We start from the raw sequence: 21,924 nt of genomic DNA on the forward strand, positions 1-21,924 counted from the left end.
GCTTCCGTCAGCGGACGACGCCGATGGTTGTAATCGACCAGTTGGTTGATTACAGCAAATACTACCTCTCGACTCAAGATTGACCCGGTCTCACCGTTTGTTGTCGGACAACTGGTTATGGCACAATCTGGCCGGTCCACGATTGGCACGTCCTTTGCCATGGCTGTGACGCTGTGGAGGACCACATGCGGTCAAATGCCACCTCTGGAATCGGTGCAATCGACATCGCCGGCACGCAGTCGCGTGTGACGGAACTAAGCTGGTTGACCCGGGCAGAAAATGTCGCGCCCTCGACCGGCACAAGCGTCTGCGTCATCGGCGGCGGATTTGTGGGATTGGTGACGGCCGCTTGCCTGGCGCAGACCGGGCATAGCGTGGTCTGCGTCGAAAAGGACGCACAGAGAGCCGCGGATCTCTCGGCGGGACGAATTCCGATCTACGAGCAGAGTTTGCCGCAATTGGTGCGCGCCAATCTCGAGCGTGACCGGTTGCGCTTCACGACCGATCTCCGCCAAGCCGTTGCCGGGCAGGACATTCTGGTTATCACCGTGGGCACCCCGTCCGGCGCCGATGGCCGAGCCGACTTGACGGCCCTGGATACTTTGATAAGTGACCTGGGCCCGATCCTCGCCGCCGGGCAAATCGTGACGATCAAAAGCACGGTTCCGGTCGGCACGGCGGCGCGTGTCCGCCGCATGCTGAACCCCCATGACGATGGAGCGGAGCCGATTCCCGTCGTCAGCAATCCCGAATTCCTGCGCGAAGGCACGGCGGTCTATGATTTCTTCCACCCGCAGCGCGTTGTGGTGGGGGCGTCGTGTCCCGACGCCGCCGACCGCGTCGTGCAGACGTACCGGGCGGGCTTGGCGCGCCCCGCGCCCATCGTTGTGACGAGCAATGAAACGGCCGAACTAATCAAGTACGCATCCAATGTCTACCTGGCGACCCGACTCTCCTTCGTCAATGAGCTATCGTCGGTCTGTGATGCGCTCGCCATCGATATCGGCGATGTCGCCTATGCGATGGGGTTGGATCCCCGTATTGGCGCGGAATACTTCGACGCCGGCCCGGGATTCGGTGGTTCCTGCCTGCCCAAGGACCTCGACGCGTTCATTTCCTTCTCGGAACGTAACGGCGCCAAACTCGAATTGGCCCCCGCGGTGAAGGCGGCAAATGAGCGGCAGCTGGAGCGGGTCCTGGCGAAGATTCGACTCGCCGCGGGCGGGAGTCTCGCCCAACAACGCATCGGTATACTCGGCCTGTCCTTCAAAGCCCAGACACAGGACATGCGCGACTCACCCGCCAAAAGCATCATCGAGATGCTGTTGCAACAGCAGGCGCTCGTTCAAGCCTACGATCCGGTGGCGATGGACGAGGCGCGCAGGGTTCTGCCCCAAATCACGCTGTGCCATCGGGCCGAAGATGTCGCCAGCGGAGCCAGCGTCGTCGCTGTCATGACCGAATGGCCCGAATTCCAGCTGCTGGACTGGCGATTGGTGCACGATCGAATGCTTCGGCCGGTGATCGTCGACGCGCGCAATCACCTGAGCCCCGAAACGCTGCAGCGCGCCGGTTTTGAATACATCGGGATGGGACGTCGTTGATTCAGAGCCAGGGAATACCCGAATGAGCGCACCGTTGATACAAACGGATTCTCCGGCTCCCGCGGCGGCCCATCAGGCGATCTCTGCGCGGCCTCAGGCCCGGCCCGCGATTCGTGTGATGATCTATTCGCACGATACGTTTGGGCTGGGGCATTTCCGTCGCTGCCTGAAGCTGGCCCGCGAATTCAGCCGGCAGGCCGGCGACAGCACGACCCTGCTGATGACGGGCTCGCCGTTGGCGCACCGCTTCTCCCTGCCCGACCGCGCCGATTACATCAAGCTGCCCGCGGTGGTCAAGACCGGCGTGGACGAGTACGCGGCGCGTTCGCTCCATGCGGATATCGACGACATCATACGGTTGCGCGCCTCGCTCATCGAAACCGCGGCCCGACAGTTCGGGCCCACCGTGCTGCTCGTCGACCATGCGCCCCTGGGGTTGAAAGGCGAAATCCTCCCGACCCTGAAACGGCTCCGGAAGCGTGCCGACGTGACGGCGGTGCTCGGACTGCGCGATGTGATCGATGAGCCGGACTGGATACGCGCGCAATGGCGCCACAACGGCACCTATGAGGCGCTGGACGCGCTGTTCGATCGGATCATTGTGTATGGGCATTCCAACATCTTCGACACGGTCGGCGAGTACTGCCTGCCGCCATCGGCGCAGTACTGCGGTTACCTGGCCGGAGACGCCGACCCCGCGGCCGAGGGAGCAACGGTCGACTCGGACGCCAGGCCGTACGTTCTCGTCACCGTCGGCGGCGGGGAGGATGGACGGCACATTGTCGATGCGTTCCTGGAGATGTTGCGCCGCCATCGCGGCGACGTCGGTTTTGACACCGTTCTGCTGCCCGGCCCCCTGCTCCCCGCGGACGCTATCGTTGAAATCGAACAGTGCGCACAAGGGCTGCCCGTGACAGTCCGCTCATTCGTGGACAATGTCCCGGCGTTGATGAAAAAAGCCTCCTGTGTCGTGTCGATGGGAGGGTACAACGCCGTCGCGGAGTTGCTCGCGTATGCGCAAGACGCGCTGATCATTCCCCGCGAATCCCCCCGGCGCGAGCAGTTGATCCGCGCTCATCGCCTCCACCAGATGGGCATCGTGCGTATGTTGAGGGTGTCGGACTTGACATGTGAGAATCTCTACCGCGCGACGCGCGGCATTCTCGACGCGCCCGCCTCAGCGCTGGACTCCGCCCGTCGCGATGGCCACGTGCGCACCGACGGCGCGAAGCAGGCTGTCCGCATTGTGCTGGAGTCAGCCATCGCCATTGGAAAAGGGGACGGACAGTGAGCGATACGCTTCGCATCGGCTACGTCGTCCGCATGTTCCCGCGGTTCTCCGAAACGTTTGTGCTGCAGGAGATCCTCGAACTGGAGCGGCAGGGCGCCGACGTCACGATCTTTTCCATGCTGAAGCCAAACGAAGGGCGGTTTCACCCGGCGCTGTCGAGTCTGCGCGCCCGGGTCATCTATCTCGATGAACGCGAGGCAAAGCGGTGGTGGACCTGGCTGCCGGAGGAGTGGCCGGCACTGGCCTCCGACCGCGATCGGCTGTGGACGTTGGTGGAGGAGGTCACGCTGCGGGGCAACGGCAGCGAGTTGGATCTGGTCTTTTGGGGCGCGCTGCTGGCCGCGAAGGCGCGGTCGCTGGCGCTGGATGCCCTGCATGCCCACTTCGCCTCGGCGGCCGCCTCTTTGGCCTACTACGCCCACCGCATCAGCGGCATCAACTACAGCTTCACGGCGCATGCGAAGGACATTTTCACCGAGTCGATTGATCGCGACTTCCTGACAACGAAGATCAACGCGGCGCGCTTCATTGTCACCGTGTCCGAGTTCAACCGCCGGTTTCTCATCGAGGAACACCCCGGCGTGTCCGCCGAGCGCATCCGCGTGCTCTACAATGGGATCAATCGTGAGTTCTTCTCGCCGGCAAACGCCACTCCGCGCGAGCAACCGGCGCTGATTCTGTCGATCGGACGTCTGGTGGCAAAAAAGGGGTTCGCGGACCTGATCCGCGCCTGCGGCGAACTGAAGCGCCGCAACCTCCACTTTCGCTGCCTGATCGTCGGCCAGGGGCGCGAAGAAGCCGCGTTGCGCGAACTGGTTTCCGCGCTGGGACTTGACGACCGGGTCGGTTTTGCCGGCGCACGGCATCAAGAGGAGGTGCGCGATCTGATGCGCCTTGCCACGGTGCTCTGCCTCCCCTGCCGGCGCGACAGCGATGGGAATCAAGACGCTTTGCCAACGGTGCTCCTCGAGGCGATGGCTTGCGGACTGCCCGTGATATCGACGCGCTTGTCGGGCATTCCGGAGATCATCGATGATGGGGCCGACGGCCTGTTGGTCGATCCAGAATCGCCGACGCAGGTCGCCGATGCGCTGGAGAGCATCCTCGACGCCGGCGATCGGTGGACGCGGCTCCGGGAGGGCGGGCTCCGCAAGGCGGCCGCTCGTTTCGACATTCAGCGTAACGTCTCCGTGCTCCATGGCTGGCTGAAGGAACGCGCCGGAGAGCGCGGCCGTTCGATCCCAGCCGGCGCGGATGTTCAGATCCCGCCGCAGCGAGGCCGGTCGTGATGCGCATCCTCTATCTCTGCGCGGATCCGGGCGTCCCTTACTGGGGGACAAAGGGAGCGTCGATTCATGTCCGGGCATTCGCCCGCGCGCTGGTTGCCGCCGGACAGGAAGTGACCGTGGTGATCGCGCGCGCGGGAAAACCGCACGGGACGCTGCCGGAGGGGGTGCGTGTCGTCGAGATTCCCGCGGAAAGCGAGCAATTCTTCGCGCCGCGACCGGACAGCGCGGCGGACGAGGCGACGCTTCTGTACGAGGCCCGGCAGTTCTCCCAGAATCGTGCGGCGCAGGACGTCATGAACGACCTATTGGCCCACGAGCGGTACGATATCATCTGTGAGCGCTATTCACTGTTCAGTGTCGCCGGACGTGAGAGCGCGCGCTGGCATGACCTACCGTTTGTGCTGGAGGTCAACGCGCCGCTGGCGCGCGAAGCCAAGGAACACCGGCAGTTGATATTGGAGCCGCTGGCGCTTGCGATCGAGCGGTATCTTTACGCGAGCGCCGATCAGGTCGTCACGGTCTCCGCCGCCCTGGCCACACACGTTTCACGCATCGCGCCCGCGGCGTCGGTCTCCGTGATCCCCAACGGAGTCGACGTCGACGCGTTTGAATCGGTCGCCTCCGCCTCCGACTGGCGGGAGTCACGCGGTCTGACAAGGAATGGGGATTTCTGCATCGGCTTCATCGGCAGTCTGAAACCCTGGCACGGACTGGACATCCTGATGGACGCCTTCGCGCAACTCGAACCCAGCCGCAGCCGCTATCGGCTGCTGCTGATCGGCGACGGTCCGCTGCGTCCGGCCCTCGAACGCGAAGTGCAGGAGCGGAACCTCGCGGCGCAGGTGGTCATGACGGGCGCCATCCCCCATGAAGAAATCCCGTCCGCCACTCAGGCCTGCGACGTGCTGGTCGCACCGTATCCAAGCATGGAGAATTTCTACTTCTCTCCGCTCAAGGTGTATGAATACATGGCCGCGGGTCGACCGATCGTCGCCTCGCGCATCGGGCAGATTGCCAGTATTCTGACACACGAGGAAAACGCATTGCTGTCCGAACCGGGCAAAGCGCTGCCCCTGGCGCGCGCCATCGAGCGGCTGCGCGGCGATTCCGACCTGGCCGGACGGCTGGCCCAACGCGCGCGGCACGACGCCTTCACGTCGCACTCGTGGCGCCGCCGCATGGTCGATTGGATCGCGATGTTCAACCAGCTGTCGGAAACGAGAATGCGCGAGGAGTCTGGCGCGTGAAAGTGCGTCTCCGCTGGCCCCGATTTCCGCTCGGCGAATTGCGCCGCGTGTACGGCTATTTCGGCGGCCACCTGCGCGAGCACAGGCCGGCGTTGCTGGGAGGCGCGGCCTGTCTCATGGGTATTGCGCTGGTCGAGATGGCGCGCCCGTGGCCGCTGAAGCTCGTGTTCGACCACATCCTGTTGCCCCAGCAGGCCCACGTGGGCTGGGGCGGCACAGCCCTGCGCGATTGGTCCACGACACAGATTCTGATTCTGGCCAGCATCGGGCTCCTGGCCATCGCCGTCATCTCCGGTTTGTTGACCTACGGACAAACGATGCTGCTGGGCGCGGTCGGGCATCGCGTCGTCGGCGGCATCCGACTGCAGCTCTTCTCGCACATCCAACGGCTGCCGCAATCCTATCACGATCAACGCGAGACCGGCGATCTGATGATGCGGTTGACCGGAGACCTGAACCTGCTCAAGGATCTTCTGGTCTCGATCGTCATCACCCTGGGAAGCAGGATCGTGATTGTCGTGGGAATGCTGGTGGCGATGCTTTGGATGGATTGGCAGCTGACCCTGATCGCTCTGTCCATCGTGCCCGTCTTGCTGGCGGCCAATACGCATTTTTCGACCCGCATCAAGTCCGAATCACGGCGACAGCGGCGCAAGGAGGGCATGCTGGCGGACGCGGTGCACCAGTCATTCGCCGGAATGACGCTGACCAAAGTCTTCGCTCAGGAGAAAAGGCAGGAGAAGCGATTCAGCAAGGGCATCTCCAGCGACGTGCGGGCGGGCTTGAAGATCCGTCGACTGGAGGCCTCCTTCTCCCGCACCGTCGAGATCGTCACGGCGCTGGGCTTGTGCCTGGTGCTCTGGTTCGGGGTGCGACGTGTGCTGGCCCAGGAACTGTCCGCCGGCGACCTGCTGATCTTTATGTCCTATATCCGTCAATTATACCGGCCGGTCCGCGATACCGCGCGTCTGGCGACACGGACATCGAAGGCGATTGTCGCCGCCCAGCGCGTCATGGAAGTCCTCGATCTGAAGGCGCCGATTGAGGATCATCCCGGCGCGGTGTCGGCCTTCGGCCTCCAGGGAGCGACGCGGTTCGAAGGGGTCACGTTCGCATACAGCGCCGGCAACCCGGTCCTGCACAATGTGTCGTTTGCAATCCCCGCCGGCAAGACCACGGCCATCATCGGACCGAGCGGATCGGGCAAATCGACGATCGCCAAACTGCTGTTGCGGCTTTACGAACCGCAGACGGGCCGCATTCTCATCGACGAAAGGGACTACCGGGAGTACCAGTTGCACAGTTTCCGCAAACAGATCACCAGCTTGACTCAGGATGTGACGATGTTCCACGCCAGCGTGCGCGATAACATCGCCTTCAGTTGGCCCAAGGCAACGGATGACCAGATTGTCGCCGCGGCGCAGTCGGTCGGCGCGCATCAATTCATCATGGATCTACCGAACGGTTACGACACGGTGCTCGGCGAGGGCGGCTTGACACTCTCGGGAGGCCAGCGACAACGACTGGCGTTCGCCCGCGCCGCGCTGCGCGACTCCCGCATCATGATTTTTGATGAGCCGGCCACCGGACTCGATGCTGACGCCGAGCGTCATGCCAAGCAGGCGCTTCTCTCCCTGCGGAACGGACGCACGCTTGTGATCATCACGCACCGACTCAACTTTCTTGAGCTGGCCGATCATGTCATCGTCGTCGAGGACGGGCGCGTCACCGACGAGGGTGATCCCGTTGATCTGTCCGGCAAGCCGGGGCGTTTCCAGGCCTTCGTGCAGAACTGGTACGACGCGCAGCACCCACGGCACACGTCCGACTACCCGGCGGTGAATCCCGTATGAATTCCCTCTCCGCTGTGACCGACTCCTTCGTCGACATTCCGGACGGGCTCGATATTCCGGGACTGTCGATCTTGCTCGATGCCGGCGCGATGCGCAAACGCCTGGAGCAGACACTTCCGGCCGGCCCGACGCGGATCACTGCCTGCCACATCACCAACTTCCGCTTCCGCACTCCGACGAATTGCACAATCGCCTACGAGCTGACGGCCCATGTCGAGGGAGCGCCGAGCGACGTGACGGTGCATGCCTACGCGCGGGCCTACTCGCAGGCGGCATATCCCCAGGCCCGTCACAAGGCGCTGAGCTCTCGTTGGGTGGTTTCCGCAATCGGAACGAGCGTCCAGATGTTGGACGAGCTGTACGCTGTCCTCTACTGGTATCCCAATGATGAGCGGCTCAGCGGGCTGCGCGGTATCGCCGCGCCCAGAAAATTGCAGCGACTCTTCTATCAGAATCTGAGCGATTTCCCCAGCGCAAGTTGGCGGATCTCCGACCGCAGCATCCGGTTGTCGCTGCTTCGTTACAAACCCGAGCGCCGCGCCGTGTTGCGGTGCCGCTTCCGCGCGCATCGCCTGGGAACCGCAGAGCAACACGAGTTGTTTGTCTTCCTCGGCGTCTATGAGGACGTGCGCGCGGCGCAGCTGTCCGGATTAATCGCTCGGCTGACGGAGCGGCTGAACAATGCGACGGAATTGTCGCTGCCACGCACGATCGCCTGCGTGCCCGACGCCGGACTCCTGGTGTCCGAGGTGGCCCCCGGCGACACACTGCAGTTGCTGTTGTCGGAGAATACCGCGTTCGCAGCGGAGGCGATCAATCGATCCGCCAACGCGATCGCCCGCCTGCATCGCGTCGCGGCGGGAAGCGATATCCCTGCAAACCCGGGACACGAAGCGCGCCTCTTCGAAACCGTGGAATTGATCGGCCGCCTTGCGCCGGATTGCCTGCGCACGGCGCGTGAAATAGCCGATCAATTGGGACGCGACGGACTGATATCAGGTGCGAACCGATCCGTGATACACGGCGATCTCCATCCTGGGCAGATCCTGCTGTCCGACGCGCGGACCACTCTGGTCGATCTGGATCGCACCCGCTACGGTGACCCGCTCGAGGACATCGGCAACTTCTGCGCGCAGCTTCGCCTCGGCCCGCCGGGTGGTCCGCTCTGGGATCCGGACACGGTTCAATCGCGGTTCCTGAGCGCATATGAGCGGAGCACCAGCCGCAGGATCGACCAACACGCACTGTCCCGCTGGATTGCCTTCGCGCTCCTCCGTGCCGGCGTGATCCCCCTCGGTCGATTCCAGCCCAACTGGCGGGCCGCCATGAAGGACATTCTCGCGGCGGCGCAGGAGCGCCTGCAATGAAACTCACGACCGCCTCCCCGCTGCTGGAACGTTCTCTGCAGGCGGATGCCATGCAAGCGCTCCTAACGCCCATTGTCCGCGCGGCGTATGCGGCTGAACTGGCATCGGTCGACGTGCCCCGCGTCATGCCGCGCTCGACCGGCGAGATTCTCATTCAATACCACCTTTCCTATGCGGAGCGGAGCCGCGAATCCTTGACTCCGCCGGTCCTGTTTGGCGAGTTTTTCCCGGACGGCGCTCCGGACCAACCGAACAGCCCCGAACGGCTCCCGGACACGGTCTGGCTGGAGCACCTCCCGCTCCGGCTGTGGCTCTACCCGCACGATCCCCAATTGAGGTATCTGCATCTGATCTGCGATCCGAAGCAGTTTCACTCCGTGTACGAGTCGACTTTGGAAAACGTCGGATATGGACGCGAAAGAATGGGAACTCCGGCCACGATCCTTGGGTATCGATTGGGTCGGCGTTGTGTGGCGCAGGTCCAATGGATGCCAGGCGACTCCGCTCCGGTTAAGACACCCTCCAAAGGCAATATCGTGGTCAAGATGTGCCGGACACGTCAAGCCCTCCCGCTGTGGACTCGCATGCGGCAATTGGCGCACGAGGGCTTTGCGGAGAAGTCATCGGATGGGATCAGCATCCCCAAGGGGCTGTTTCTGCATCAGGAGACCGGCGCGCTGTTCCAACGGTATGAGGCGGGCGAATCATTGCACGATCTGATCGACACCGAGGCATTCGTGCGCGGTTGCGGTCTGGCGGGCAGGACACTTCAAAAGCTGCACGCGACACGTCTCCTCGGGCTCCCCCTGTATTCCGCCAACGATGAACTGACACATCTTGAGTGGCTGGTGAGCGTTACCACCCGGTTCTATCCCGGCCTGGAGGTTGGACTGCGCGCCGCGCTGTCGGATGTGCAATCCGGGAGCGTGCGCGTCGAGAATCCGCCGATGGCGACAAGCCACCGGGACTTCTACGACAAGCAACTGCTGTACTCCGAAACGCGGGCCGTGCTTCTGGATTGCGACACCCTGTCACTGGCGGACCCGGCGCTCGACTACGGCAACTTCCTGGCTCATCTCCAATGGCGAATGCACCAGTCTCCCGGCGACAGCGGACGCCTCCAACGCGGTGCCGAGGCGTTCCAGAGCCAATATCCCATTCCGGATGCCGAGTTTGCCGCGCGCGCCGCATGGTGGACTTCGAGTGCGCTCTTGCGTCTGGCTTGCTTATACCTTTGGCGCCCCCGTTGGCGCAGTTCGGTGCCGGCATTGATGCGATCGCGCCGGTTCCAGCGTCGAGTTGCAGTCATCTAACTTGGAGGTGTTCATGACTCGGTCGGTTGTCCTCATCCTCTGTCTTTGCGTCGTCGTCGGATCGACAATCGCCGGTGAACCGCCCGCGTACATGCAGGCCACTGCGGGCAGTACCGCCGAGATTAAAATTGAGCGCGAGAAAGAGGGCGCCCTACGCGCCGATGAGCTCGAACTGCTTCCCTCGGCCCGCCGCCCGAAACTGCGCGGCGCGATTGAGGCGGTCGACAGCATCCGACAGGCCATTCGCGTCTTTGGCCAGTGGATCACGGTCACCCGTGAGACACAGTTTCTCGACCAGACGGACACGCCCATCGGATTCCGCAGCCTGAAACCCGACACAAGAGTCGAAGTCAGCTGCAAAGTCGACAGCCTTGGGAACTGGAGCGCGCGCCACCTGCGGACTCAGGGTGTCAAGTCATCGGACAAGATCAAGGGTACGATTTCCCGGACGGCGTATGACGGCCGCTCACCCGACACGCTGGAAATCGAAGGACTGAAGATCATCGTGACGGACCGGACGGAGGTGTTCCGCACGTTGGGCGGCGCCGCCGAAGCCGCGGACACCGCCGGCATGTCCGAGGAGCAATGACGTCGTGACGACCGCGTTCCCCCCGCTGCGCAATCAACCGATGACCCGCCCTGCCCTGCGGGACACGGTGGCGTTTGGTTCCGCGGGGATATTGATCATCCTCCTGCTGAGCGCGTCGCCGCTTCCGGCGGCGACGGTCCCGGAGTTGCCCCCTGGTACGATCGTTGCAATCAAGCCGTACGAGCATCGTGTGCCGTTGACCGCGCGCACACTCCTGATCACCGGCCAGCCAATCGATGAAGGGGAAACCGTATCCCTCAGCCTCCGCGCCCCGATCGAAGGGATCGCGACAGAGGAATCCCAGATGCGTATCGCCGGACGGACTGTCGCGATTTCATCGCAGACCCGCGTCCCGGCCGGCCTGCGCAGTGTGACGAATTTGCGGCGGGGACAATGGGTGAAGGTGAAGATTGACACCTCCGACCCGGAACACTGGTCGGCCCTCCGCATTGAGACGGAAAACATCGACCGCCGCCGCAAGATTGAGGGCCCCGTCTCCGGTCTGTGGCGCGGCCGCGACGGCGCGATCGACTCCGTATCCGTGGCGGGACTTGTCGTGGCGGTCTCCCCGACAACGCGGATTGATGATCATATGCGTTCCGCTTCTGAACGGTTGTTCGACGAACTGGTCACCGCGCGCGACCCGCGGCAACCGGGGCCGTGGTGGAACGCCGGCTGGATCTGGTCGCGCGGCAAGCTGGGAGTCATTCAGCGCATCGAGAATGATTTCACCGCGGGCGATTCAACCGGCGATCGGTATCGTGAAGCCGAGCCAAGTGTCCGGCTTGAATTGACCGCGCGCGGGCCCGCCCGGCTTACGGCATTTGCCAAGCTCCGCGCCCGGCAGACGGCGGTCATCGAAGATGCGCCGTTGCGCCGCAGGCCAAAAGAGAAAGTCATTCAACTCTACGAGGCGTTTGTCCTCTGGCGCGATGCGTTCTCTCTGCCGCTCGCCGTTCAAATTGGCCGGCAGGATTTCGACGAATACCGAGAGTGGATCTTCGATGATCAATTGGACGCGCTGCGGTTCTATGCGTATCCGCTGTACCCTGTCGTCGCGGAAGCGGCCTACATAAACTCGCTCGACAATTCCACCGGCAACAAATACCGCACGACAAAAGACTATCTGATCCACCTGCACTGTCGAGTGAACGCATCCACCGAGCTCGGAGCGTACCGCCTCTGGCGGACGGATACCGATGCGCGCGGCCGTGAACCCATTTGGACGGGGGTGCGGTGGCGGGGGAACTACTTCGGTTTTCGTCCGTGGGGAGAACTTGCCTGGCTGGGCGGATGGGACAAGGGGCGGCGATTCGACGCCCATGCAACCGACCTGGGACTCACCGCCTCCAGGCAGCTGGGTTCGCGTCGCGTCTCCGTCACCGTGGCTCATGCGCGCGGCTCCGGGAACTCAGACGATCCCAAGGCAACCGGAGTCGACCACCAGTTCATTCAGACCGGCTATGAGGACAACACCAGCGCCTTCGGCGGCGTCGTCTCGTTCCAGTACTACGGCGAGATCTTTGATCCCGAACTGGCAAACCTCGACATCCTCACCTATGGGGCCGGCGTGGGCTTGACCCCTTCCTTGTCAGTCGATGTGGTTTATCACCGATATCGGCAGTCGGAATACTCGCCAACGGTGTCGCGTGATCTGGAGAGCACCGACCTGACGCTCTACGATCTTGGCGGCCGCGGTATTGATCCGTCCAACAACCGCCCGGTCAAGGAACTGTTTCCCTATCCGCACGTCGGCTGGGAGATCGATGTGATCATTGGGATGACAGGCCTGCTCGGCGTGCTGGACGTCAAAGGGGTCCTTGGTTACTTCGAACCGCAGGAGGCGCTATTTCCGCCCTTCTGGGAGGAATTACCGTTCAAATCCAGGAAACACGCCGCGTTTCTCAGCCAGATCAACTTGGAATACAGATTCTAAATCGTTGCGGCGGCCGGAGCGGATGCCCTGGACCGCCCGGATGTTCAGCCCGTCAAGCGTTCGTGTCATGGCATCTGAGAGAGGGAGTGAATAATGAAGCCGCGTCAAGTCCGTTCGGGGTTCCTCATCGCCGGCGCAATCCTGTTCACCGCGGTCGCCGAGAGCGCGCAGGCAGGGATTCTGACCGGAAAGGTGACCAACCCGAACAATGTCGGTGTCGCCAACGTAAAGGTCGATTTCTTTGAGTCGTCGACCGGTAATCCAATCGTCGTCACGGGCAATCTGACCGACGCCGGCGGAAATTACGGCGTGCTGGTCCCGAACGGCACCTACGACGTCGAGTTCGTCACCCCGGTGGCGCCGGGTGGCATAGTGCCGGCGCGTTACACCGCGGTCACCATCAATACAACCGTCACGTTGAATGTGTCGCGGCCTTTCGGCAAGGTCCTCGATGGCACGGTCTTCGACACGCTGGGCGCCGCGGTGCCAAACGTCGATCTCAATGTGATCGATGCCCTCACCGGAACGCTGGAGTTTACGCCGAATGACAATACCGACGCCTCGGGCAACTACGGTGTGATGATCGCTCCCGGACTGAAGAACATTGTCTACGCCGATCAGAACGCCGGGTCGCGGCTGGCCGCCCGGTCCCTGACCAATGTCAATATCGTCAACGACTCGACAATTGATGTGTCCCTGCCCGCGGGCGTCTTCGTGAACGGCACGGTATGGGATGGGTTTTCGCAACCCGTGACGGGCGCCGATCTTGACTTCGACGATGCCGCCACCAAGACCCGCCTGACGACACCCAGCGATAACACCGATAATAATGGTGATTACATCGTGACCGTGCCGCGCGGCACCTATGATATCACCGTCGAGCCGGACGTCGCCGACCGCCTGGTCGCGGAGCGTCGGTTTTCCATCCCAGTCAACAAGGATACGACGATCGATTTCACGCTCCAAGCGGGCCTGAGTTTGTCCGGCAGCGTGAGCGGTCCGGGAGGAGCCGTGGCCAGCTGCGACATCGACGTGATCGACGCCGGCACACGCGCCAAACTCGTGACGCCCGGCGACAGAACCGACGGCGCCGGCTTCTATGAAGTTATTGTCCCTGTGGGGAACTATGAAATGCACTTCCAGCCGCCGGTGGCCACACATTTGGCATCCGTCATCAAAACGGGAATCCACGTAGCCATGGATACGATCGTCAACGCCGCCGTGCCGGCGGGCGTGATCCTGAGCGGACATATTCAGAGCGGCACCGGCGCCAATGTCGATGCCTGCGACATCGATGTCTTCCTCAGCTCCACGGGAGCGACGGTGCTCGCATCGGGCGACAAGTCGAACTTCTTCGGCAATTATGAGATGGTCGTCGTGGGCAACACCTACGATCTGGAGTTCGAGGCTCCGAAGACGCGTCGCCTGCAGGCCAAACGGTTCACCTCGGTGGCGGTGACGTCCAATGTGAATTTCCCCGTCACCCTGGATACGGGACTGTCGGTGAGCGGTACGGTCACAGGCGGCGGAACGCCGATTGACAGCGTCAATGTCGATGCCATCTTGCAGAGTTCGGGAGTGAGCACGTTCCAGCCCGGGGACCGTACGGACGCGGCGGGATTCTACCAGATTATCATCGGTTTTGTGCCGCACACGCTGGTCTTCTTCCCACCCGTGGCGTCCGGCTATGCCGCCAAGTCGTTCACGAATATCAACCCCGGCGGGGACCACACTCTGAATGTCGCGTTGGGCACAGGATTCCTGGTCACGGGCACGGTGACCCAGACCGGCGGCGCCCCCGTCAGCGGAGCGACGCTGCGCGCGGAGTCCGGTCCGACGTGGGTTCCGACGACGGATGGCGTCTCGCGGGCCGACGGGTACTACGAGACTCTCATCCCGGGTGGCACTTACACTCTGCGGTTCATTCGAGCCACGGGCCCGACGGCCGATACGGTTGTGCTGAGCAGCGTCGCTATCGCACGAGACACGGTCATCAACGTGGAGTTCTCTGCGGCGGCGTGTACATGCCCCTGCAAGTACGATCCGGCGTGCGACGGCGTGATCTCGAACGTGCAGGATGTCGTGACCACAGTCAATGTGGCCTTCCGTGGGGCATCCGGAATCATCGATCCTGGATGCGGTATCGAGAGGACGGATGTCGATGGAAACGGTTTTACCAGCGTGACCGATGTGGTTCGGATTGTGAACGTCGCGTTCCGCGGCGCCGATCGCTTGACCCAGTATGTCGATCCCTGCCCGTAATCGATCTGTGTGAGCAGGGGCAGCGGCGGGCCCACGGGGCCGGGTGTTGTCTTAATGCACTTTGCCCAGCGCCACGGGATCGAGGATACGCTGGCAGATCCTGAGCCATCGAATGGGCGATGGAGTGTTCAGGATTACGTTCAGTCGTTCGCCGGGAATTCAGCCATCGGTCCGCCGCCCGCCATTCACTTTAGCAAGCACCCCCATTTTCGCGAAAAGGACCGACCCGTTCCATGGGTCAGCCCCGTCCGTCACTGCGTAAGTCTTTGTAACCGAATCTAAATGGTGGGGCAAGTGAAACGGTGTACGAACTCATAGGTCGTCGATGCACACTCTGGGCGGGAGGCGTGCTCGATAGGGTCATGGCAGGTTGGCTGGATGATCCATAAAGTACCGACCGCAGTAGTGGTATGGGTGTCTTTCTTGGAATCGACCGAGGTTGTCGAGAACAGTGACAATTCGGCAGCTGGCTGTCCCTCCATTCTTCTCGCCTCGCAAGCCTCGGCCGACCATTTGCATGTAGCGAACAGGGCTGAATACCGCACGAGAAATGAGCACCATATCGGTCTTTGGAGCATCGAAACCAGTACTGAGAACCGAGTGGTTGCAGAGGACACGGATATCGCCAGATTGGAATCGCGACAGGAAGAAACGTCGTGATGTCATCGGGGTCTCTCCGCCGATCGCAGCTGACGACACCCCCTTGAGATTCAATCTGGCTGCCATCTCCTGTGCGTGGACCACGGAGTTGGCAAAGAGGAGAATTGCCTTCTGAGCGGCGCCGCGGATGAACTCCACTATCCTCTCGTTACGTTGCTGACTCTTGGCCAATCGTTGGTTGATGGTCTCGACAATGTTCTCGAAGTCAACTCCCTCCCATGGGTCAGGGATGTTGGAGAGTTGTTCAATCTCTTTAGCAGTCAGACCGATTCCGCTGTCCAATGATTCGCTGCATACTTCAGCCAGAATGCCCTGACTCCGAAGATGTCGGTGGAGATCTGCTTGCCCCTTAGGCAGCCAGCGTCTGTCGAAGCGACGCGCCAGCCGTTCGCTCTCCTCGTCATCCGCACGAAACGGGGTCGCGCTGAGTCCAAGAATGGGGGGTTCGGCTATTGATGGGGCTCCCTGCCGCGGGGTTGCTGCATCGAGAAACCGCAAAAGGTTGGTGTAGCTCGGGGCGATTGCGTAGTGGCACTCGTCCACCACGACCAAGCCCGGTCTTTGGAACCAAGTCAACCCTTCAGTTCCCATCCGGTGGTTCAGCGTCTGTATCGACGCAACAACGACGATCGGCTTACCCGATTCTTGGAATGCTGGATTCGGGTTGCCTCCCCACAGTCGGACGATACGCAAATCGGTCTGTTTAGCCCCAAGGTTAAGCCAAACCTGTCGGAACGCTTGAACAGCCTGCTCGCAGAGTTCGTCAGTCTGTGCGACCCAAATGACGCTACGATTCACGTCTTCCGCTTTGAGAACAAATTCAACCGCGGCCTGTACTGTGGCTCGTGTCTTGCCTCCACCCGTTGGCAGACTCACTACTGCTCGTCGACGCCCTGAACCGCTAGCAATCAGGTCGCGAATGCCTCGAACGACCTCATCTTGGAAGTCGTGGAGAGCGGGTAGCTCGATTGGTCCGCTGATGTACTCCTCCGGTTCTCGACGCAATTCTGGAGACGCGGCAAACTCGGCCGGAAAACCGATGCTGGCAACAAATGCGCGCGCACCTGTGGTGTTCCAGCGTATAGGAGGTTTCAGTCCCTCACTCTCCAGGGTCTCCTTGAGGGTGGCCAGTGTCGCTGGGCCAATTTGTGCGAGAACCAGTTCGGCGAGTCGAAGCGCTGTCACTCCCTGAAGAAAATCCAATCCCCCAACGTAGCCAAGTGCCTGCCTCAAAGGTTCCTCTCGCTCGCCTACGGCACGCCAAAGTCGCTCGGCGAGGGACGCTCCTTGGGAAACATGATTGCGACGTCGCTCCAATTCAACGTCGCCAAGTATAGACAAGCACTCCTCAGGGTCGTGACTCAGCCACCCTGCCGACCCCGCCTCAGACAAGAGATGCTGCAACCTCTCGGCTCGAGACAGCAATGCAAGTTGCGGACCGTCGAGAAATAGAATTCCTTCCCACAACAAGCAGTACAGCGGGCTGAAGGCCCCCGCTATCATCAATGTCAGCCCAGCTACGGGCTGACAACGGGCGGAATCCTTGATCTCAGGCTTCAACACTTCGGACATCTCAGGGAATACAGAGATCAAGAGTTCAGCCGGGCCTGTCGGCTGAATCCACTCCGGTTTCATTAACTCTGCAAGGTCACGAGCTCCGTTTGCCAACCATAGCGATAGTGCCTGAGCATCGAGAGTAATGGCAATATTTCCCTGCGCTCGAGCTCGGCTGGCAAGATCTTGAGACTCAGTCACGAAAACGTGCGCTAATGGGATCTCGCCCTGATCTGTCGGCAATGACTGTGGAACCACTCCGTCCCGTGCCGCACCCAACCAAAGATCCCGCAAGGAATCATCCCGCAATACTGCGGGCGTTGCAGACATCCTGATCAGCGCTTGCCACATTTCGCGAATGTCATCTGTTGTAGCTGTGACCTTCGGAATCGCATCCCCCAGCTTGTCGAACGCAGGCTGAAATTGTTGGCCCAGTATCTGGACAATCGACGGCTCGTCCCTGCGGTCTACTATGGCAACGAGTGGAATCGTCGTGCCTTCGATATTCCATGTTCCGTGGCGGAGCATGAGCCATAGAAGTGGATGAGAGACGCAAATTCTGGAATAGGTGGACACGGTGGAATGTCCGAACCGGACTGTCACAGGCAACCCGTCCTCTCCCAGCAAGGACAAGAAGTGTTCGGTGAGCCTTGCATTTGGAAGGCCTGCCAACTGCGCCAGAAAGTGCCATCCCGCTGGTAATTTCAGATTGTAAGGCTTGAGGTACTTCCAGGACGCCCGCTCATTCTCGCTCCGCTTATAATGGGATCGCCAATGGCTCAGCCAATCGCCAAGTCCGTCGGGGTTGTCGACGGACACCACACCCTGAGGGAATTCGCAGACTTTCAATTCGGCCAACAGCTCCGCGTCGTCAGCGTGGACTACATCGTCCACCAAGACCATTCGATTGTCAGATGCATCGTCGGAACTTACAAGTGCACCCGGAATTAGCGCCTCGAAGGGTAGGGCCCATCTGCCATCTCGCCGCTTGACCCGGATTCGTGCGGCGTTTTGTGACATGAATTGCGCTCGGGCTTTTTCAGGCGCCGATCGCAGCAGATTCCAAAATGCGCACCATAATCCGTCGGGGGGTGTCTGCCACAGTTGCATTCGAGGCAGAGTTTCGTTCAAGACGACTACCCACACATTGTCGTCTAGAGGCTTCACCTTCAGCACATCCGTGAGAATTCGCCTTGCATCTGCGACTGCGAACAGTCGACTGTCAACTGCATGACGACCATCAGGAACAATCGTGCCTTCAGGCGCAAACACCGATTGATCCGGCGTCAACAATTTGCCTTCGTCGGATGGAATGAGTGCGAGTTTTGGGCGAATCTGCGACCACTCTCCTGGCTTGCAGTCATCTGCGAATGCGGCGGTAAGCCGAAGGACCTGAACGGCTCTGTCTATCTCCAGTGATGAGATCTCGGCGAACCACTTCTCTGCATCGCATTGCTCAAGTCGCGGAAGCGCTGAGCCCATTTTCTCCTTGTGCGCAATCCGTTCCGCAAGTGCCCGCAGCCGGCTGGCACGCAGCCCTTCAAGGCATGAAGGATGAACCACTTGTTTAAGGCTATCGCTGTTAGCGAGCAGGCACCAGCGACGAGCAAGGTCTGCATTGTCTCGCGGATGCCGCCATAGCTCTTGTGGTCGACGCAGAGTGCCCAAGCTGTCCGCAATCACGGCAGATTCCTGCAGTGCATCCCACAGCGTTTCGACCAAAGGCTTGGCGATCTCATCCGAACGGTCAATTTGGCGCGGAAATGCATCCAGCGGCCGACCGACGTCATCCATAGTACTCAGCTCTGGCAGCGCGTCGGCGATTAGCTTGGCAGCCTCCTGCATGAGGGCGGTGTTCCACTCGCCGGAGATGATGGCGTTGCGGTCGCTGTTCAGCTTCCAGGGTGCATTGAGGATGCCAGCCAGATACGTCGGTGTCTGCGTGGGAAAGAATGCCCAAAATCCCCCAGCCTCTTCACGCTTACCTTCAACGGGCATCGCCCAAGCTAAAGGCACCTTATCGCGGCTATGTACATGAGTCGCGTCTTCCCTGGCACGTCGGTCGGTAATTGGGACGACATGTTCCACTACTCTCCAGCGTGACTTCGACTCACCTTCGTGGAGTACTACGTCCTGCCCTTCAATTACGCGATGTATTTCTCTCTTCGACTCCGGACTATCGCTGTTCGCGAGCATAAGTTGAACCGGAACCGGCAGGAAGAGTAGGAATTCAGCTGGGAAGCCATCGATCTCCTCTCCCAAGTGCTCACGGAATCCTCGGGAGAGAATCTCAGCGCAGACTACAGTAGTCGCCCATGGGAATTTGCCTCTGAGTTCCTCTGCTCGGTCTTCCTCAAGTGACCAGGCGAGACGCAGCCCAGGTGCCTCCTGCACCTTGTATCGATCTTTCAGCTCTGTCCGGCATCGCTCGGGATCGAAGCCAAATGCGAAACTTCCGCTGGTGATGTCGATCCTCCCACCAAGTCGGAGCAAAGATTTGAATCCGAGACCAAACCGTCCGATCTGCATGCCTCGCTTGGGCGAGGAATGAGATCGCAACAATGCGTCAATGCCATCCTCGCTAAAAGGTGCTCCGGTGTTGGCTACATAGAGATTTGAACCATCGAGAAGCACTTCAATCTTACAGGGGACCTCAAGATCCGTGCCGCATTCATGTGCTTCTAAAATTGCGTCCGCACCGTTTTGTACAAGCTCCAAAATCTGACGATAGCCGTACCCGCCAGCAAGCACGACTTGCTCAATCCCGAAGTGCTCTCGAATGTCACCGGGAGAGGCCTTATAGGCTTGATGCCTCCTCTCACAAAGCTGGTCGACAAACTGGTTCGGCGATGTTTGTTGCTGTTCACACATGTCAGCTCAATTTGCACGTCGGCAAGCAAGTTTGACAAGTTGATGGTAAAGGCTAAGAGACACGTTTCCTGAGTTCAACTGCCTCCCGCCCCCTCTCGTCACCGCGTGTCTCACTCATCCTCGATGACCAGATCATCCCCACCGACATCACGCACGACGGAATGCGCTTCAATGTCGAACCACTCCCTAAACATCGCAAACGTCAGCCGTGTCGGCCACAGGGACTCATCGGTGCACCAGCCGAACAGCTCTTCCTCGAAGATCTCCCGCCAGTACTTCCTCACTGCACGATCTACATCATCGTCCCGGTTCTCGGGAATCAGGTAGACGACATTGTCCTCCGCGACCTCTTCGAGCGTCACCGGCCGATCGTCGGGCTCAGTCTCATTGATCCAGTCGACGAATGGCTGCTTTGGTCGAAGGACGATGGCGGTGCGATTCAGGGTCGGCATAGCACTGGCTCACTTCGATCGAGGAGTCAACCACCCCTCGTCGCCGGAGCGGGGTAAACCTACGTCGGCACACAATCCACAATCAACGGCGCATGATCGCTGACTGGCGTCCATTCCTTGCCGTTCCCAACCACGACTGACGTCAGTGACCATGACTGCGGCAGGAAGCAGTAGTCTATATGGTACACGCCCTTCCCCGTCAGCCAGAACAAGGTCGGGTGAGGCTCCGCTCCATACGGCGAGCCGACGAATGAGTGGTATGCGCTCGTGAAGCCATGTCCCTCCAAACGCGATGCGATGTTGGAGAAGTTACCCTGTCTTCCTGGTTTGTCCCAACAAACCGAGTTGTTGAAATCGCCAGCGACAACCACGTGGCCCTGCGACATCAATTGCTCGTAATCCTCAAGCAGCACAGCCGTCGGTATCCCCAATCGCTTCGCCGAGCCCGGGGCGCGGCATCCGAAGGCCCATATGGCAAGCAACGAGAAGTTGAGGGATCCCGATACCACGACTGGGAGAAGATACTTGTGATTCGGGTTGAATAGATGGTGACGTTCCAATCGCAGTCCTGAAAAAGCAAACACGCCGAGCCCCTTGTTCGGATTGTCGCCCGCCCACCGTGATTCGCACTCCGGCCCCGACTTTCGACGCGACCAGGTTAGACTTGGCTCGGCACACTCCGGAGTGATTGCGAGATCTGGCTGTAGCCCAAGCAGACGATCCCACTTTCGATGGAGACCCATGGCGCAATTCCAGACGACTATCCTGAGATTCATGCTCTGGTATGTCCCTTTAAATCCTAAGCTGCGTAACCACTCACAACTATCAATAAGCGCGGATTCCATTCCGTGCGACAGACGCTCAAGCTTTCGGCGCACTTGGGCAGATCGTGTTCATGCAACACTCCCCGCACGCCGGCCTCGTCGGTCTGCACCAGTTCTTGCCAATTTCCCAGCAAGGGAGATCCATAATCCCCGGAAAGTCGGGGTAGAGTGCTCTTGCCTTGTAGATCACGTGCTCCACGGTCGGATCGGATCCGGTCAGCCCCAGCCGAGCGAATACTTGACGGACGTGCACGTCTGCGGAGATGTCAATCGAGTAGTAGTCGCTAAAGGGTACTTTGAACTCTCTCGCCAAAATGTTGACTGCCATTGTCGCGATCTTCGGCCCGACCCCGTCGAATTCAAGGAACCGATACACGGCTTCCGAGCTTGAGGGCCTGCCGTGCCAGATCCTGGATGCATCGCCCTCGTACTGCTGGTCAATTCGCTTAATCGCGGCGTGAAGTAGAACGGGCATCTTGTCTACGAATCGGTGGAGCGGTTCTGGCTTCGTCATCAGCTTTCTTATCTCGGATTCCGATAGCCGCCGGAGCCGATCCATCGAGAACCCGCCTATCTTCTGACTGATCTTGTACGGGATGAGCCACGCCCGCTCCGCCTTCACCTGCCGATCCATCACGCAGGCCAGCACAAAGGCATGAGGATAGGTCGCAATGTCATTGAGAAGTGCGTTTGCCTCCGGCACGACCGTGAAATCGATCGGCTTCTTGGGAGCGTCGAACAACTCGCGACCACGCTTCACCAGTCGATCGCGAATGAGCAAGTGGCCATCAACGGTGGTCATTCTTCTCCCT

14 protein-coding genes are annotated in these 21,924 nt (G+C 60.7%); 10 read left to right on the forward strand and 4 right to left on the reverse strand.

The window, feature by feature from the left end; all coding sequences use genetic code 11:
• The first annotated feature begins 185 nt into the window (after positions 1 to 185).
• The 10 genes from VNN55_08125 (at position 186) to VNN55_08170 (ending at position 14,751) form a co-directional block, all read left to right on the forward strand.
• Positions 186 to 1,604, forward strand: a complete 1,419-nt coding sequence (locus VNN55_08125) for a UDP-glucose/GDP-mannose dehydrogenase family protein (GenBank protein HWO57518.1) — start codon at positions 186 to 188, stop codon at positions 1,602 to 1,604.
• 118 nt (positions 1,605 to 1,722) lie between these two features.
• Positions 1,723 to 2,895 carry a glycosyltransferase gene (locus VNN55_08130; GenBank protein HWO57519.1) on the forward strand — a complete coding sequence of 391 codons (1,173 nt, stop codon included), beginning with the start codon at positions 1,723 to 1,725 and terminating at the stop codon, positions 2,893 to 2,895.
• A complete protein-coding gene (locus VNN55_08135; protein ID HWO57520.1) occupies positions 2,892 to 4,184 on the forward strand; it encodes a glycosyltransferase family 4 protein in 1,293 nt (430 codons plus the stop codon). Before VNN55_08130 ends, VNN55_08135 begins: the two co-directional genes overlap by 4 nt.
• Positions 4,184 to 5,431: a glycosyltransferase family 4 protein gene (locus VNN55_08140; protein ID HWO57521.1), complete on the forward strand. Its 1,248-nt coding sequence runs from the start codon at positions 4,184 to 4,186 to the stop codon at positions 5,429 to 5,431. Before VNN55_08135 ends, VNN55_08140 begins: the two co-directional genes overlap by 1 nt.
• On the forward strand, positions 5,428 to 7,284 hold the full coding sequence (locus tag VNN55_08145) for an ABC transporter ATP-binding protein (protein HWO57522.1): 1,857 nt from the start codon (positions 5,428 to 5,430) through the stop codon (positions 7,282 to 7,284). Before VNN55_08140 ends, VNN55_08145 begins: the two co-directional genes overlap by 4 nt.
• Positions 7,281 to 8,651: an aminoglycoside phosphotransferase family protein gene (locus tag VNN55_08150; protein ID HWO57523.1), complete on the forward strand. Its 1,371-nt coding sequence runs from the start codon at positions 7,281 to 7,283 to the stop codon at positions 8,649 to 8,651. The genes VNN55_08145 and VNN55_08150 overlap by 4 nt, the downstream gene beginning before the upstream one ends.
• Complete coding sequence (locus VNN55_08155) at positions 8,648 to 9,964, forward strand: phosphotransferase (protein HWO57524.1); 1,317 nt, start codon at positions 8,648 to 8,650, stop codon at positions 9,962 to 9,964. Before VNN55_08150 ends, VNN55_08155 begins: the two co-directional genes overlap by 4 nt.
• Before the next feature lie 13 nt (positions 9,965 to 9,977).
• Entirely contained in the window at positions 9,978 to 10,553 is a 576-nt protein-coding gene (locus tag VNN55_08160; protein HWO57525.1) for a DUF5666 domain-containing protein, read from the forward strand.
• Positions 10,554 to 10,557: 4 nt separating this feature from the next.
• Positions 10,558 to 12,489 (forward strand): alginate export family protein, encoded by a 1,932-nt coding sequence (locus VNN55_08165; protein ID HWO57526.1) that lies wholly within the window; start codon positions 10,558 to 10,560, stop codon positions 12,487 to 12,489.
• A 93-nt stretch (positions 12,490 to 12,582) separates the two neighbouring features.
• Positions 12,583 to 14,751, forward strand: coding sequence for a carboxypeptidase-like regulatory domain-containing protein (locus tag VNN55_08170; protein HWO57527.1), 2,169 nt, complete (start codon positions 12,583 to 12,585; stop codon positions 14,749 to 14,751).
• A 360-nt stretch (positions 14,752 to 15,111) separates the two neighbouring features.
• Here VNN55_08170 and VNN55_08175 read toward each other — a convergent pair whose 3' ends face one another.
• From VNN55_08175 to VNN55_08190, 4 genes are all read right to left on the reverse strand, one after another.
• Positions 15,112 to 19,836 (reverse strand): DEAD/DEAH box helicase, encoded by a 4,725-nt coding sequence (locus VNN55_08175; GenBank protein HWO57528.1) that lies wholly within the window; start codon positions 19,834 to 19,836, stop codon positions 15,112 to 15,114.
• A 110-nt stretch (positions 19,837 to 19,946) separates the two neighbouring features.
• Complete coding sequence (locus VNN55_08180) at positions 19,947 to 20,288, reverse strand: hypothetical protein (protein HWO57529.1); 342 nt, start codon at positions 20,286 to 20,288, stop codon at positions 19,947 to 19,949.
• Positions 20,289 to 20,347: 59 nt separating this feature from the next.
• Entirely contained in the window at positions 20,348 to 20,848 is a 501-nt protein-coding gene (locus VNN55_08185; protein HWO57530.1) for an endonuclease/exonuclease/phosphatase family protein, read from the reverse strand.
• Between the two features lie 301 nt (positions 20,849 to 21,149).
• A complete protein-coding gene (locus VNN55_08190) occupies positions 21,150 to 21,914 on the reverse strand; it encodes an iron-sulfur cluster loop (protein HWO57531.1) in 765 nt (254 codons plus the stop codon).
• Positions 21,915 to 21,924 lie beyond the last annotated feature (10 nt).

The sequence above is a fragment of the bacterium genome, from assembly GCA_035559435.1.
Classification (GTDB): Bacteria; Zixibacteria; MSB-5A5; order WJJR01; family WJJR01; genus JACQFV01.